Origin of the sequence: Enterovibrio coralii (assembly GCF_001559595.1) — a bacterium.
Taxonomy (GTDB): domain Bacteria; phylum Pseudomonadota; class Gammaproteobacteria; order Enterobacterales; family Vibrionaceae; genus Enterovibrio; species Enterovibrio coralii.
Genome location: NZ_LNTY01000022.1, coordinates 18004 through 33501, shown reverse-complemented (window position 1 = coordinate 33501; position 15498 = coordinate 18004). Strand labels below are relative to the sequence as shown.

14 protein-coding genes and 2 pseudogenes are annotated in these 15498 nt (G+C 51.8%); 5 read left to right on the top strand and 11 right to left on the bottom strand.

What is annotated here, in order from left to right:
* Window positions 1–43: 43 nt before the first annotated feature.
* Window positions 44–2608 (bottom strand): class I adenylate cyclase, encoded by a 2565-nt coding sequence (locus tag ATN88_RS06760; RefSeq protein WP_067413261.1) that lies wholly within the window; start codon window positions 2606–2608, stop codon window positions 44–46.
* A gap of 378 nt (window positions 2609–2986) precedes the next feature.
* Here ATN88_RS06760 and hemC point away from each other — a divergent pair, with 378 nt between their 5' ends.
* The 4 genes from hemC to ATN88_RS06740 are packed head-to-tail and all read left to right on the top strand — an operon-like array spanning window position 2987 to window position 7107.
* Complete coding sequence (hemC, locus tag ATN88_RS06755; RefSeq protein WP_067413257.1) at window positions 2987–3922, top strand: hydroxymethylbilane synthase; 936 nt, start codon at window positions 2987–2989, stop codon at window positions 3920–3922.
* Window positions 3919–4692 (top strand): uroporphyrinogen-III synthase, encoded by a 774-nt coding sequence (locus tag ATN88_RS06750; RefSeq protein ID WP_067413253.1) that lies wholly within the window; start codon window positions 3919–3921, stop codon window positions 4690–4692. Before hemC ends, ATN88_RS06750 begins: the two co-directional genes overlap by 4 nt.
* A complete protein-coding gene (locus ATN88_RS06745; protein ID WP_067413250.1) occupies window positions 4676–5923 on the top strand; it encodes a uroporphyrinogen-III C-methyltransferase in 1248 nt (415 codons plus the stop codon). The genes ATN88_RS06750 and ATN88_RS06745 overlap by 17 nt, the downstream gene beginning before the upstream one ends.
* Window positions 5920–7107 carry a heme biosynthesis HemY N-terminal domain-containing protein gene (locus ATN88_RS06740; protein ID WP_067413247.1) on the top strand — a complete coding sequence of 396 codons (1188 nt, stop codon included), beginning with the start codon at window positions 5920–5922 and terminating at the stop codon, window positions 7105–7107. Before ATN88_RS06745 ends, ATN88_RS06740 begins: the two co-directional genes overlap by 4 nt.
* Before the next feature lie 538 nt (window positions 7108–7645).
* Here the strand turns inward: ATN88_RS06740 and ATN88_RS06735 are convergent.
* The 6 genes from ATN88_RS06735 to ATN88_RS26900 are packed head-to-tail and all read right to left on the bottom strand — an operon-like array spanning window position 7646 to window position 11627.
* Window positions 7646–8416, bottom strand: a complete 771-nt coding sequence (locus ATN88_RS06735) for a class I SAM-dependent methyltransferase (RefSeq protein ID WP_067413244.1) — start codon at window positions 8414–8416, stop codon at window positions 7646–7648.
* A complete protein-coding gene (locus tag ATN88_RS26920) occupies window positions 8401–9588 on the bottom strand; it encodes an EAL domain-containing protein (RefSeq protein WP_232312897.1) in 1188 nt (395 codons plus the stop codon). The genes ATN88_RS06735 and ATN88_RS26920 overlap by 16 nt, the downstream gene beginning before the upstream one ends.
* The gene (locus ATN88_RS26915; RefSeq protein ID WP_232312896.1) at window positions 9528–10079 is read right to left on the bottom strand and encodes a GGDEF domain-containing protein; all 552 of its coding nucleotides are present in this window, start codon (window positions 10077–10079) and stop codon (window positions 9528–9530) included. The genes ATN88_RS26920 and ATN88_RS26915 overlap by 61 nt, the downstream gene beginning before the upstream one ends.
* Complete coding sequence (locus tag ATN88_RS26910; protein ID WP_232312894.1) at window positions 10076–10519, bottom strand: PAS domain-containing protein; 444 nt, start codon at window positions 10517–10519, stop codon at window positions 10076–10078. The genes ATN88_RS26915 and ATN88_RS26910 overlap by 4 nt, the downstream gene beginning before the upstream one ends.
* The gene (locus ATN88_RS26905) at window positions 10516–10899 is read right to left on the bottom strand and encodes a hypothetical protein (protein ID WP_232312892.1); all 384 of its coding nucleotides are present in this window, start codon (window positions 10897–10899) and stop codon (window positions 10516–10518) included. The genes ATN88_RS26910 and ATN88_RS26905 overlap by 4 nt, the downstream gene beginning before the upstream one ends.
* An 11-nt stretch (window positions 10900–10910) precedes the next feature.
* Window positions 10911–11627: a type 1 periplasmic-binding domain-containing protein gene (locus ATN88_RS26900; protein ID WP_232312891.1), complete on the bottom strand. Its 717-nt coding sequence runs from the start codon at window positions 11625–11627 to the stop codon at window positions 10911–10913.
* Between the two features lie 178 nt (window positions 11628–11805).
* Between ATN88_RS26900 and asnC the strand changes: the two genes are divergently transcribed.
* A complete protein-coding gene (gene asnC, locus ATN88_RS06725) occupies window positions 11806–12267 on the top strand; it encodes a transcriptional regulator AsnC (protein WP_067413240.1) in 462 nt (153 codons plus the stop codon).
* A gap of 62 nt (window positions 12268–12329) precedes the next feature.
* On the opposite strand, the pseudogene hemB reads toward asnC, so the two are convergent.
* From hemB to tatB, 4 genes and pseudogenes are all read right to left on the bottom strand, one after another.
* A pseudogene (hemB, locus tag ATN88_RS06720) lies at window positions 12330–13384 on the bottom strand (porphobilinogen synthase).
* A gap of 113 nt (window positions 13385–13497) precedes the next feature.
* Window positions 13498–14276 (bottom strand): annotated as a pseudogene (gene tatD, locus ATN88_RS06715) (3'-5' ssDNA/RNA exonuclease TatD).
* 69 nt (window positions 14277–14345) lie between these two features.
* Window positions 14346–15104, bottom strand: coding sequence for a Sec-independent protein translocase subunit TatC (tatC, locus tag ATN88_RS06710; RefSeq protein ID WP_067413235.1), 759 nt, complete (start codon window positions 15102–15104; stop codon window positions 14346–14348).
* A gap of 40 nt (window positions 15105–15144) precedes the next feature.
* Window positions 15145–15498 carry a Sec-independent protein translocase protein TatB gene (gene tatB / locus ATN88_RS06705; RefSeq protein ID WP_067413231.1) on the bottom strand — a complete coding sequence of 118 codons (354 nt, stop codon included), beginning with the start codon at window positions 15496–15498 and terminating at the stop codon, window positions 15145–15147.

Here is a 15498-nt window from a genome sequence, read left to right as displayed (position 1 = left end):
TGAGTCGCTGACAAGGCCACTTGTCAGCGATTACGCGATGAAATTAGCGTGAGGCAAATTGCGCGGTTTCTGAGCGAGATTCGTTATTGCGCTGCCACTGGCGATCGCTCTTGTACGGAATGACCTGCGCACGACCGTCAGCTTGATACACGATGTCGTAGAACTGCGGCAGGTTAAAGTTCACAGCCTGACCACTAAAGCTGCTCTTATCCTGTGGCGCGGTGTAGAAACGGTTCACGCCCTGCACCATCTCTTCTTTATCACCACTGCACTGACGATACACCTCAACACGGTTGTTTTCATCCAGCACATAGATGTTGAACCCTTCATCACAGTCTTCGAAGAAGAACTGGATCAGGCCTTCACTGGCGTACGCGTCCACCACTTCCGGCGGATGCACTTCCCCGTCTTTATCCAACACGACAATCGGCGAGCCGTTGATCTTGTTGGTAGAAATAGAGCGGTAGAAATCGACCGAGTTTTCGAGCTTCTGCACAGACACGCCACGACGCTCAAAGAACAGACCGAAGGTTTGGTCGGCCACGCGAATCGCTTTAAAGCGACGGCGTTTTTCCTGATCGATCGGTTTCAGGCGCATGTCGATACACTCTGCCACCAATTGATAAACCAGATTACGGATCAAACCACGCATCTTGCCCGCGTAACAGAACACGTCCACGGACTCAGGCGGGATAGCGTCTTGGTGCATCTTACCCAGCAAGGTTTTCAGCACGTCCAGCATGGCGTTCTCACCCTTGAAGTTCAGGGTACGCACTTCGTTCCAGCTATTGCGGTAGACCAAGTCCACACTGCCAACCAAGCATTGTTGCTCTGGGCCGTAGCTGAAAATATCAGTGTTTTTGAAATCAAAACGTACCGCAGGCTGTTTCAGCTCTGTGGTCGGGTCTTGTTCCAAGTTGATAAACAGAGCCAGCTTGCGAATTTCACACGGGCTCGACAGGGCTTGCAGCGACGGTTGTGGGCGACGCACCGAGAAGGTGTTTCGCATGTCACTCACTAGCTGGTAAAGCTTGTCGATGTCGACGTTGCTCGCTTTCGCCACCGAATTCAGACAGGTTGACTCTGTCAGCATGCCATTGAAGTACGCCCAAGCCACCAACTTAGATAGGTAGCGGTTGTGCTCAAGTGGCGCACGACCAATGATGTCAACCGGCTTCAATGACTGCTTGTACAAGTACCAACCCGGCGGGTTACTGCGACCTTCCGGCACCTGAATAAAGCTCAGGTTCGGTTCGTGCAAATCCGGTGAAAGCTGAGGGTTCAGCAGGGTTACTTTACCCGGCAGCACCTCAAATGCCGCGTACAGCTTACGCGCCAGAATACTGATGTCTTCTGGGCTAATTGCCGAGGTAATGTCGTTACGACGCGCAAAGCGGATAAGGTTACGGTAGCTCAACATCAACGCTTCAAGCAGCTCGTTGTGCGCTTCTTTGACTTCTTCCACTTTCCAGTTGCGGCGATTGTCTAAACGCGCAATGTCGTCTTGCGTCCAACCCCACTCACGGGTCAACACACACAGCACTTCACGTCGCCATGGCACGGAGCCTGGACCCGGTTCGCGAGTGAGTTTCTCGTGGGTTTTGAGGTAGAAACAACGACGTACCAGATCCAAACGGCGATGGTCATCAATACGCTCAAGGTAGCGCGTGACCTTCTCCAGCATCAGGTAATAAGCATCAGACTGGTAGACATCCAACATGCCTGAGAAGAAACGGCGTTTGCCGTCCACGCTCAAAAGCTGAGTGCCTGGGTATTCCCAAGAATACGCCTCCAACAGAACCGCTTTCAGCACCGATTTGTAAGGTGAATCGATACTCTTATAAAGCTGCCACAAGCTGGAGCCAAAATACTCTTCCGCGGGGATAGATGGCAGACCGCCAAAGTCCACATAATCATCGCGGTTGATTGCACCGCTGGCGATCATCTCGCCCACGTATTCTTCGTAACACCCTTCCATTTCCGGCGGCACGAAATACCACAGCAACTGCTGACCCGCCAAATGCACGGCAGAGCGGTAAAACTCGTCGAGCAACAGGTAGTGCTGGGTGGAGCCACAGTTGTCAGAGGTCATCTCTTGCGCCAGATTTTGGCGGAAGCGTTGTTCACACATGACAAAGAAGTTGACCTCAACGCCTTGTGTCATTGCCCAATCAGAAATCAGCGAACATTTCGCATCCAGCATGGTGCGCTCTTCTTCGCTCACCCACTGCTGCACACACACCCAAATATCAAGGTCACTGGTCAGGCTCTGCCCCATAGACGCAGTACTGCCCATTGAAAACAGGCCTTTGATTGGGAAGTTTTGAGAAACAGGTTTCTCAGGCACAGCAGAATTCAGTGCTAGCGCACAGTCGTTAACGAAGTCTTGCTGGATATCAGAAAGGGAAAAATCGGAAATGCCATGAACGACACTACGTTCTAGGTAACCAGGGACAGCAGGATGATTAAAGTGCAGCAATACAGGCAATACGTTAAAGATATTAACGGCCTGAGAGTGCATAGCGCTTCTGGCGCGCTCCAATCGCACGCGATTGAAGTCATTAAGACGCTCTAATTGCTGATCAACATAGTTTTGCAAGATAAACATCCAAAGTTGCCGACATCCTAGTCAACGTAACGGGTCCGATATAAGTACGACTTCGGAGCCCATGGATAAAAACGTGATCAATCTAACAGTTTTTCTTCGGAGCGTAAAGCGACCAACGTCTCTATATTATCGCTTCACTTCGCTCACTATATGACCAAAACTGTGAGATACACAACGCTTTATCTCAAATTTGATTCAAAAAACAGTGAACCAAGCAGGGTTATCCACCCCAGCAAGACCCAAAATACTTGATCTCCATCACGCTAGCTTAGACGAAGTCGCTCGACTTCGCACGATTTACGCAAGTTATTAGCTTCTATTATCAAGGGATAACAAGCGGTGATAAGATTTGCCCAAGCAAATTAAATGGACGCTACTATGAATTCAACTCCCGTTCGCATCGCGACACGCCAAAGCCCACTGGCATTGTGGCAGGCAGAATATGTAAAACATGCCCTTGAAACGACGCACCCAGGACTGGTTGTAGAATTGGTGCCTATGGTCACCAAAGGCGACATTATTTTAGATACGCCGCTGGCAAAAGTAGGCGGCAAAGGCCTGTTCGTAAAAGAACTGGAACAAGCCATGCTGGAAGGTCGCGCGGACATCGCGGTGCACTCTATGAAAGACGTGCCGGTCGAATTCCCTGAAGGTCTGGGTCTGGTCACCATCTGTGAGCGTGAAGACCCGCGTGATGCCTTTGTTTCAAACAACTACGAAAGCATCAGCGCACTGCCTGAAGGCGCGGTTGTGGGCACGTCTAGCCTTCGCCGTCAGTGCCAACTGCGCGCCATGCGCCCAGATTTGGTGGTGAAAGATCTGCGCGGTAACGTCGGCACACGCCTTGGCAAACTGGATGCCGGTGAATACGACGCCATCATTTTGGCATCAGCGGGTCTAAACCGCCTGAACCTGCATGACCGTATCCGCAACGAAATCGAACCGGAAGAAATCCTGCCAGCCGTTGGCCAAGGTGCAGTCGGTATCGAATGTCGTCTGGATGACGATCGCGTTCGCGCCCTGCTTGCTCCACTTGCCGATGCCAACACCACGCACCGCGTTTTGTGTGAACGTGCTATGAACAACCGTCTGATGGGCGGCTGTCAGGTGCCAATCGGCAGCTACGCAGAAATTCACGGTGACCAAATCCACCTTCGCGCCTTGGTTGGCGAGCCAGACGGTAGCAAAATCATCAGCGGCGAAGTAACTGGCCCGCTAGAGAAAGCGGAAGAGCTGGGTACCGGCCTTGCTGAGCAACTGCTAGAAGATGGCGCTCGCGCCATCCTTGAAAGACTGTATCAGGACGAAGTATGACCGTATTGGTAGTTCGACCTTCACCCTCGTGTGAAGCCTTGGTTGAACAACTGAACGTCTCTGGAGTAAGGGCGCTGCCGGCGCCTTTACTTTCTTTCTCTCCCGGCCGCGATCTCCCTTCCCTTTGTCAAACCCTGTGTGACTTACCACCGAACAGCGTGGTCATTGCGGTAAGCCCGCGATCTGTCGAATACGCGGTGGACACATTATCTAAAGACACAACAGCGTGGCGAGACGACCTCCATTACGTTGCCGTCGGCGAAAAAACAGCGTCCGTCTGGCAATCACTTGCAGGTGTGAATGCGACCTTGCCACCCACGGAAGACAGCGAAGGCATGCTCTCTCTTTCTCTGTTTTCAAACGTGGATGGGATAGATGTAGTGATTTTGCGTGGAAATGGCGGACGACCGCTTTTAGGTGACACGCTGGCAAAAAACGGTGCGCAAGTGCGCTATTTTGAGGCCTATCAACGACACTGGGATGACAAGCACTTATCATCCCAGATCACGCAATGGCGCAGGGAAAATGTCGATACCATCGTCTTCACCAGTGGTGAACAATTGACGCTGATGTATCAGTCATTCTCAGACCATGATCAGCAATGGTTGCGAGAATGCCATATACTGGTGCCTAGCAAACGGATTTATAATCAAGCAATTGAGCTTGGTTTCAACGCTATCAGTTGCGTAAGCAGTCCCTCAAATACGGTGCTGTTTAACGCGTTATACGAGATGAATAACTCGGGACATTCGGATGACAGACAACAATAAGACTTCGGGCACAGACAAAAACACTTCAGTGCCAGCATCCTCTACCGGCAAGGAAAAGCCAGCTTCTGCCAAAAAAGCCAGCAATTCCCCTACCACAAACACTACCGCGTCGACCGATAACGCCGCCGAGACGAAATCGGCTGACGCTACCAAAAAACCAGAGCAAACCGCTGCACCAGACACCAAGGCTGAGCCAAAGGCGCAAGAACAGAAAAAAGGCGGCAACAAACTAGGCGCGATTGCCATTGTGCTAGTGATTGCGCTCGGTGCAGGCCTTTATTACCACGGCCACCAACAAGCGACGCAAACAAACGCGCAACTTGCGGCGTTGAACAGCCAAGTATCAGATCTCAAACAAGCCCTGGCGAGCAGCGAAGAAAAAGCGCAGTCAGCGGTTGAGAAAGCGACCCAAGACACCAACGTGCTGATCGCCCAACAAGACAAAACCATTCAAAGCCTGCAAAAAGCACTGGCGGACGTGAAGGGTCGTCGCCCGAATGACTGGCTACTGGCCGAAGCGGAATACTTGGTGAACCAAGCAGGTCGTCAGCTATGGCTTGAACATGACGTGCTGACTGCTACCACCTTGATGGAAACGGCAGACCAACGTATTGCAGAGCTCAATGACCCATCACTGACACCGATTCGTCAGGCGATGGCAAAAGACATCCAACAACTGAAAGCCATCAAACGCATAGACGTTGACGGTATCGTGCTGCGTCTGACCAGCCTGCAACAGGAAGTCGATAAACTGCCGTTGGCAAATGCCATCATGCCAGAAGCGCAAGAAGTGACGCCGGAAACCGTATCCACCAACGTGGATGACTGGCAGCAGAACCTTAAAGCGTCGATGAGCGATTTTGTGGGTCAGTTCATTACTTACCGCAAACGAGATGGCAACGTGGTGCCTTTGCTGACACCCGCGCAGACGTTCTACTTGCAAGAAAACCTCAAAGCCAAACTGGATCAGGCAATGACAGCGGTTTACCGCGGCAATGGCCGCCTGTATGCCGAGTCGCTAAAAACTGCGTCTGAATGGGCGGAGCGTTTCTACAACCAAGACGCCAAAATCACCGAAAGCTTTATCAGCACACTGGACTACCTCAGTAAGCAAACCATTGACGTGAGCTACCCAGATGCCCTGAACAGCCAGCAGTTGATCAGCGATTTGTTGGCAGAGCGCCTACGTCGCGATCTGGCTCCGCTGCCAACTGAGGAGGCGAGCCAATGATCAAAATCCTTCTGCTGGTCATTGCCCTGATTGCCGGCATCGTAGTTGGGCCTGAGCTTGCGGGCAACCAAGGCTATGTACTGATTTCTGCGGCGAACCAGACCATTGAGATGAGTCTGACCACACTGATCATCTTGGTCGTGTTTGCTTTTGCAGCTTTCTTCTTGCTGGAAGCTATCCTTCGCAAGCTGTTCTCGCTGTCTAGCTCTACCCGCGGCTGGTTCGCGGGCAGAAAAAACAAGAAAGCGCGTGCACTGACCAACGACGGCATGCTGAAGTTGCTGGAAGGCGACTGGAAACAAGCAGAGAAGCTGGTTGTTAAAGGCTCTTCCTACAGTGATGCACCGCTGCTCAACTATTTGGCAGCTGCTGAAGCGGCGCAAAACCGCGGTGATGTCGACAGCCGAGACAAATACCTGCAACAAGCAAACGATGTGGGCGCGGATAGCCTGGCGACAGCACTGACCCGTGCCAAGCTGCAATACCGTCAGGGGCAGTATGAAGAAGCACTGGCAAGCCTTCAGGGCTTGGTGGATGCCAACCCGCGCAACACCGTGCTGCTGTCCTTGCTGAAAGACACTTACCTTCAGCTTCAGGACTGGCAGGCACTTCTTCGCCTGTTGCCGTCACTAAAACGCGCAAAAGCCCTGACTGATGCTGAAGCGAACAAGCTCGAGCAGAAAGCCGAGTGCGGATTGATGGCACACATCGCCTCGCAAAAAGGCAGTGACGGACTGCTGGCGCACTGGAACGGCTTGTCTCGCAATGCGCGCCAACAAACGCCATTGATTGCGTGTTTGGTGACACAGCTGATCGCTCGTCAGGCTGACTCAGAGGCTTACGTGATTTTGCGTGAGAACCTGAAAAAGAACCCCGATGAGAAGCTGATTGCCCTACTGCCAGAGCTCAACCTGCCGGATTACCACCCAGCGATTGTAAAACTGCAAGATTTGCTGCGTTACAACGAGAACAACCCAGTGACACACAGCGCATTGGGCCAGTTGTATTTCCGTGAAGGGAAGTGGGATGAAGCACGTCAGCACTTCGAAAAAGCACTGGATGTCAGAGCCGATGTAACCGACTACGCATGGTTGGTCGACACCTTGGAAAAACTGAACGATTCAGGCACCGCGAACAGCATTTCCCGCGAAGCACTAAAGCTTGCACTGCCTCACAAAGATTGAAACATTTCATGATCAAAAAGCGCCCTTCGGGGCGTTTTTTTGTACGTATTCACAGACAGTTTGTTCAAAGATAAAGCAATATGTTTCAACCTGTTAATAATGATTAACTGCTATTTACAGGCCGTTGTTAAGACAAAGTAGCTGTTATCAAATAGGCACGTAACAAAAAATAATTTCTAACACCCTTTATAAGTGAGCCCGCTCTATCATGGATATGTTACCTTGGATCATCGTGTCAGGTCTGTTGGTATCGGTAGTTACCGGTCTACTAACAGTTCTGCTGGTTAAAGGTATGGAGTAATCCAGACCCTAGCCGTTACGCCTCCTTCTGGGAGGCGTTTTCGTTTCTGGGGCTCACTCATTCAGGGGAATGGGCTTGCACAGCACCTTTTTTGAATTGGCCACGCGGGCGCATTTTCGACACACAAACTCGGGCTTTTTAACCAGTTTGTAGAGCCCGTCGAGATCGCTTCAATCTCTTTACTTTTCCAATCACACAATGTTTTCGCCAATCGACCGCTCCTTCTTGCAAAGGTAATTAACGCATCGCCGCTTTCACATAGACATCAAAGCGGTTTTTCTTGGTCTCGATCTGGGTTGACGGTGTTTTGCCGGCTAAAAACTCTGCGTAGTCCGGGCGTTTAACCACGACACGCTTACTTGCCAGCGCATAGGCTGGTTCAAACAGGCCGTCCGCATCTAAATCGGCCCCCACCAAGGACTGGAACACCCGCATTTCTTTTTTCACTAATGCAGACTTTTTCTTGTGCGGGTACATAGGGTCGAGATACACCACATCTGGCTGCACCACGTCGCCGTCTTCCACCAGCTTTGCCAGTGCATCGTGACTGGATGCGTGCACCATGGTCATGCGCTCACTCACCCACTGACCGATTTCAGGGTCAGTTTTGGCTCGTTCTAGACCGTCATCCAACAGGGCAGCAACAACCGGATTGCGCTCAACCATCTGCACGTGACACCCCAAAGACGCCAGCACGAACGCATCACGACCAAGGCCGGCTGTTGCATCCAGCACCGTCGGTGTTGCGCCTTTATTCAAGCCCACCGCTTTGGCAATGGACTGGCCTTTACCGCCACCAAATTTGCGGCGATGACCTACTGCACCGCCAACCAAATCCACGAAAACCGCGCCGAGTTTCGGCTCGTCGAGTTTACGCAATTCAAGGCGAGTGTCCGTCAGCACCAATGCAAACTCTGCATTGTCATCATGGGTTAGGCCCCAGCGGGCGGCTATGTCAGTAAGGGTGTCAGCGCGTGAAGGCGCTTCGCAGGTTAAAGCAATCTGCACCTGAGTTCTCCAGAACGATAATCCCGCCGAGTATAACCCCAAATAAAGCCAAGGGGCATAGTTCGACGGGAACAGGCCTGTGAAAACGCCAAAAGCGGCAGTGCGCTACATCGCTTCGCGCCAGTGAGTGCTTTAGGAAGCGTATGTATCGAGGTTTCCATCACCAATTGATCCATAGGTTTCGGAATGCTGAAGTGGTAGCCCTGTGCGTAATCCACACCGAGCGTTTTGAGGCGTTGCAAAATAGCATCGTTCTCGACAAACTCCGCCACCGTTTTCTTGCCCATTTGGGTAGCCAGTTCATGGATAGCACGCACCATCACAAAATCAGTTTCATCTTCGGCGATATCTCGAACGAACTGACCATCAATCTTGATAATGTCCACTGGCAGGCGTTTGAGATAACCAAACGAAGACAACCCAGAGCCAAAGTCATCCAAGGCGATGGTGCAACCGAGTTTCTTAAGTTGGGTGAAAAGGTCGATAGCGTCGGTCAGGTTGCCGATTGCCGCCGTTTCGGTAATTTCCAAGCACACTCTGTCGCTTGGAAGGATGCTCAGACGCAAGGCTTCAATGAGGAACTGAATAAAGCCCTGATCACTCATTGATCGGCCGGATAGGTTGACCGACACCATCGCGATATCGTCAACATATTTCGGATTAGCCGCAAACCAACCCAAGGTTTTTTCAATCACGCGCTTATCAATCAGGTGCGCCATGTTGTAGCGCTCAGCGGCCGAAATAAACTGGCCGGGTGCCACATATTCACCTGTCCTTTCACGCATTCTGACCAGCACTTCAAAGTAGAGCTTCTCACCCAGCGTTGGTGAGACCCTCACAATCGGCTGGGCGTAAACTTCAATTCTATCTTCGGCCAGTGCTTGGTGAATCTTGTTCACGAACGCCATTTCGCGCTCGTGACGGCGAAGCTCCTGATCTTCAGGTCGGTAGAAGTGAACACGGCTACGGCCGTCGTGCTTAGCGGCATAACAAGCGGTGTCCGCTTGGGCGTGGACTTGCTGTGGTGAGCCTGCGGTGTGGTCAAGCATACGCACACCCACCGAACAGCCGAGTGCCAGTCGCGCGTTGTTCCAATAGAAATCCAGCCCGCTCAGGCTTCCAAGATTTGGTGACCTTGCTTTAATGCCGCCTGCTCGTTGCAGTTGTAGCAAATCACGGCAAATTCATCGCCGCCAAGGCGTGCCAACGTGGCACCTTCAGGTAACAAGCTCTTCAGCACTTGTGCGGTTTGCTTCAAGGCTTCGTCACCCGCTTCGTGCCCGACGGTGTCGTTAATCACACGGAACTGGTCCAAATCGATGTAGAACATGGCATGTACCAGTCCCATCTCATTAGTTTCGCGCAATGCGTCGGCCAGACACATCTCAAAGTAGTTACGGTTTCGAAGCCCAGTGAGGAAGTCGTGTTGTGCCTGATAGCGAAGCTGCTGCTCCATGCGGCGGTTTTCAGTAATATCTTCACCCACCAGCAAGAGCTGTGATTGCACTTGGGTGGAACGAAGGCTTTCTCGAATCCATCGTACTTGTCCGTCACTGGTGCGATAGCGAATTTCACGGCGAAGAATATCGGTGTTGCTGTCTTTGCGTTTGCTGGCAAGAAGGCTTCGCGGTGGCGGACTGCCATCGGCATAAAAGTCTGTCACCTTGTGGCCCAAAATGTGGCGCTTGGAAAAGCGAGAAGTTCAGAGGCACACTGGTTGACGGACTGAATACGCGATTGCTGATCGATGGTTAAAAGCATCACAGGCTGCTGCTCGTAGAGCATGCGGTATTCCACTTCACTGCGCTGCAGTTTTTGCTCAGCCGATTTACGCTGGCTAATGTCACGCGCCTCAAACAGGATTTGCGCATCGGCGTGGCTGTGTTCAGGCAAGGCTTTGATAGCGACATCCAAAATCACTTCGCGCTGTTGCTCTGACAGCAAGCAGGCTTCAAAGCGGCTGGTCTGCCCTTCAATCAAAGACTCGACGTGTAATTTGATGCGATCGGCACTCAACCAATCTGACCATCGCCATAACGGCAAAGCGGATTTCGCCATAGCATCAGGGAATAGACGTTGGAAAGCCCCGTTCGCGGATATCACACGACCGTGATAATCCAATAGCGCAATGTACTGATGCTTTGATCGAACACGCCTTTGAACAGCGCACGGCTTTGCGCCAATGCACGCTCGCTTTGTTTTTGTTTCCGAAGGTGTTTGGTGAGAATGGCGATGATCAGCGCGCACACCGCGAGGATGGCCAAACTGCTGTTCACCGCAGTGCGGTGCGCCTTCCAAAATGACGGGGGTTTATCAGCAATCACGGCATTCGGGTACGCAGAGAGGTCAACGCCCCATTTTTTCGCCGCTTCATAGCCAAACATGGTGCGGTTGGCATTCATCACCACAGCTGGCATGACACCAGCCAGGGACTCACGCAAGAGTCTCGCCTGCACACTGCCGTGGTGTTTGCCATCAACCATCACACCGCCTACTACGCCGTAAGGAGCATAAAGCTGCTGGCACCATAAATTGGCACATTGGCTTTGCTTTGAATCGCGGTTAGCAGGTCGCTGTGCTCCATAAAGGTGCCGCTGGCATCTTTAAAGTAGGACACGAACAGCACCACATCGCCAGCATCTAACTGAGCGATTTGCTCGACCAGCTCATCAAACAACAAACCGTGAAAGCGTTTGATCTCCACGCCGCCTTGAGTGTCGCTCGCCAGTTGCGATTCAATCGCGGTCCAATACTGCCGGCTGGAGAAACTGTCATCCAGCACAATCCAGACGCGTTCTGCATCAGGGTTCGCCTGTTTGATTAGGCCAATGTTATCCCAAATGTCGATCGCCTCGTTCACCCCTGTTAGGCGAGGGACGGCGTAATCTATTTTGCTGGTCGCGGTATTGAGGCCGGAGAAAATCACCGGCGTGTCACCAATCTCATCCGCCAGCTCACCAACCAGCCACATCGCCGCGTTGTCTGTGGTGAGAATCGCGTCATAATCATGGTCGGCAAGGCGTGCCTGATACAGGCTTTTGAGGTTTTCAAAGTAACCGTCGCTCTGGACGCGCTTGGAATCGAGATAGGTATGCTCTACCGTGATCTCGTGTCCTTTGATGCCAGACTCGATACCTTCAACCAGAGATTGGGTCCAAAAAAAATCAGGATGGTAGGAGTGAATAGCAAGAACCTGACTCGACGCTATCACTGCGCCGCTCTTCAGTGTTATAAAAATGAAGACTAACCACTTAATGACCTGACGCATAAGAATTTATTTTTAGGTTTCTTTTTTATGTAAGAAGAAATTACACCGTATTGGTTAAATCGTAATTTGGTCAAGTTTCATGCACGGAAAATGCGGTTAACATGGAGTTTAGTGAATTTAAATGAATGAAATTGCAAAATTAGATGATCTGGATCGCCAAATCCTGCGCACCTTAATGGCCGATGCCAAGGTCCCCTACGCAGAGATGGGAAAGCGTTTTGCAGTGAGTCCCGCGACAGTGCATGTCCGCGTCGAAAAGATGAAAACTGCCGGCATCATTACCGGCACCGAGGTGTTAGTGAACACCAAAGCCCTAGGTTATGACGTGTGTTGTTTTATTGGTATCAACCTTTATGCCGCGCGCGATTACCACTCTGCGCTGGAGAAGTTGCAACAACTGGATGAAGTGGTTGAAGCCTACTACACGACTGGGGCTTACAACATTTTCGTGAAGCTGATGTGCCGCTCCATCGAAGAGCTGCAATATGTGCTGATCGACAAGCTTCAAGCCATCGAAGAAGTGCAATCCACCGAAACCCTGATTTCGCTGCAAAACCCCATCAAGCGCAACGTCTCTCCCTAGAAAAGACAGGACTTCAAACGTAAAAAAGCCAGCATACGCTGGCTTTTTCATGGGTCGTTGGATTACTCCGCCGATTCTTGGTTTGGCAATTCAGGCAGCTCCATTTGCTGCTCTTCCGCCAACCAACGCGCCACGTCTTTCGCAAAGTAGGTCAAGATACCGTCCGCACCCGCACGCTTAAAGCACAGCAAAGATTCCATCACTGTCTTGCGCTCATCCAGCCAGCCATTTAGCGCAGCGGCTTTGTGCATCGCATACTCACCAGACACTTGGTAAGCAAAGGTAGGTACCTTGAGCTCGGTCTTCACGCGACGAACCACATCCAAATATGGCATGCCCGGTTTCACCATCACCATGTCCGCGCCTTCGTTGATGTCCATTGCCACTTCGTGCAAGGCTTCATCGCTGTTGGCTGGATCCATTTGATAGGTTTTCTTGTCGCCACCTTTCAGATTTGCCGCTGAACCGACGGCATCGCGGAACGGGCCGTAGTATGCGACGCGTATTTTGCAGAGTACGCCAGAATTTGGGTGTGAATATGGCCCGCTTCTTCCAGTGCTTCACGAATCGCGCCGATGCGGCCGTCCATCATGTCTGATGGTGCAACAATGTCTGCACCCGCTTCTGCGTGTGACAGTGCCTGCTTGATCAGCACTTCTGTGGTTTCATCGTTCAGGACATAGCCGTCTTCGTCGGTCAGACCGTCTTGACCCGACAGGGTGTAAGGGTCCAACGCCACGTCGGTGATCACGCCCATTTGCGGCACGTGCTCTTTCAGCAAACGCACCGCACGTTGCACCAGACCTTCTGGATTGTGTGCTTCATCCGCGGTCGCCGATTTGAATTCTTGTGGCACCACAGGGAACAGTGCGATCGCAGGAACACCCAGCTTTGCCAGATATTCTGCTTCATACAACATCAGGTCGATAGACAGACGCTCGATACCCGGCATGGAGTCGATGCTTTCACGGCGGTTTTTACCCATCAGAATGAACATTGGGTAAATGAGATCGCTCGCTGAAAGTTGGTTTTCTGCCATCAGACGACGGCTGAAGTCATGCTTGCGCAGACGGCGCATGCGACGGGCAGGAAACGCGCCCTGAATAGATACAGTCACGGTATCCTCCTTAATCCAAGTACATAGAATGCATCATATACCCAAGCAACCTGAAGATACAGGACTCAACTCACCCTAACGGCGGGCATCTTCAGATTGCACTGGTGCGGCAATTACACGCCAAAGAATCGACGGCTGTTGTCGGTGCTTTGGGCAATCAGTTGTTCCACATCTTGCTCACGAAGCTGCGCAATTTCATTGGCAATATGGGGCAGATAACATGGCTCATTGCGGCGAGATTTTGGCTTAGGCTTTAAATCACGCGGCAGCAAATACGGCGCATCGGTTTCAATCATCAGTTTGTCATCAGGAATAAGCGGCACGATGTCGCGAAGGGCTTCGCCGCGACGCTCATCGCACACCCAGCCTGTGATACCAATGTACAGGCCTGCATCCAAGCAAACCTTGAGTTCTTCTTCAGTGCCGGTGAAGCAATGCAAAACTGCCGCTGGGATCTTATCTAGCCAAGGTGACAGTATGGCCATGAAACGCTCATGCGCGTCACGACAGTGCAAAAATACGGGCATGTTAAGTTCAGCGGCAAGTGTCAGGTGCGCTTCAAACACCGCCTCTTGCTGTGAACGTGGTGAGAAGTCACGGTTGAAATCAAGGCCACACTCCCCTATCGCCACCACCTGCGGCAACTGCGCCAAGGCACGGATAGACGGCAGCGTCAGGTCTTCAACTGTTTTGGCATCGTGCGGGTGCACACCTGCCGTGGAATACGCAAAGCCTGGATAACGCGCAGCGAGCTCTGCCGCTTCTGGGCTTGATTCCAGATCCGTTCCCGTCAGCACCATGGTAGTCACACCCGCCTCTTGGGCGCGCGCGACCACGTCGTCACGGTCTTTATCAAACTGCTGCTGGTTAAGTTGACGCCAATATCTATCACTTGTGTTCCCACCGATTGAAGACATAAAAAAAGCCAGTGTAACACTGGCTTTTCGATGTTTGACAGGCTTTAGCCTTCGCTTTGCTCTTCGTTTTCGCTTTCATCTCCACGCGGCTTGTAGAAGCGCGAGAAGAAAAGACCCACTTCGAACAACAGACACATTGGCACCGCCAACAGCGTCTGAGAAATGATGTCCGGCGGTGTCAGAAGCATACCGACCACGAACGCCGCCACAATGATGTACGGGCGTTTTTGACGTAGGTCGTCTGGCTCTACCGCGCCCGTCCACACCAGCAATATGATGGCGACCGGAATTTCAAACGCGATACCAAACGCCATAAACAGCGCGAGGATAAAGTCCAGATAGCTGGCAATGTCAGTCGCTATTTGAATGTTTTCCGGGGCGATGGAGGTAAAGAAGCCAAACACCAGCGGGAACACGATGAAATACGCAAACGCCACACCGCAGTAGAACAGCAGTGAGCTTGACGCCAGAAGTGGCAACACCAGACGTTTCTCGTGCTTATACAGACCCGGCGCAACGAACGCCCATAGTTGGTACAAGATCATGGGAACCGCCACGAACACCGACACCACCAAGGTTAACTTAATAGGGGTGAAGAATGGCGACGCGACATCGGTCGCGATCATGCTCGTACCTTCTGGAAGACGATCGACTAAAGGGGCAGAAACGAAGGTATAGATATCGTTGGCGAAATATACCAAGCAAAGAAACACTACCAGCACAGCCAGCAAGGCGCGCAACAGGCGGTCTCTCAGCTCAACCAGATGACTGATGAGCGGTTGGGTATCTTCAACTGATGACATAGATTCTCGACAAAAAACGGGGCCCTACCCCAAACAAGCGTTATTCCGTCTTGTCTTTTGTAGGGCTGGATGCGCTTGCAGCGTCGGTGCTGTCGCTCTTCGGTGAGTAAGGGCGTTGCACGTCTTCCGCTGCTTTCTTGAGCTCATCAACTGACTGCTGTATTTCCGGTGACAGGTTTTTCATCCCCATCTGCTCGGCTTTTTTTAGGTTTTCCTGCAGCTCTTGAATTTTGAGCTCTTGTTCCAGCTCATCTCTCACAGAACCCGCCATACGACGAGCCGCACCAATCCAGCGCGACACGTTACGAATAGCCACCGGCAACCGCTCAGGGCCGAGAACCACCAAACCAACAACAGCGATTAGGATCAGCTCCCAAAAACCGATATCAAACAC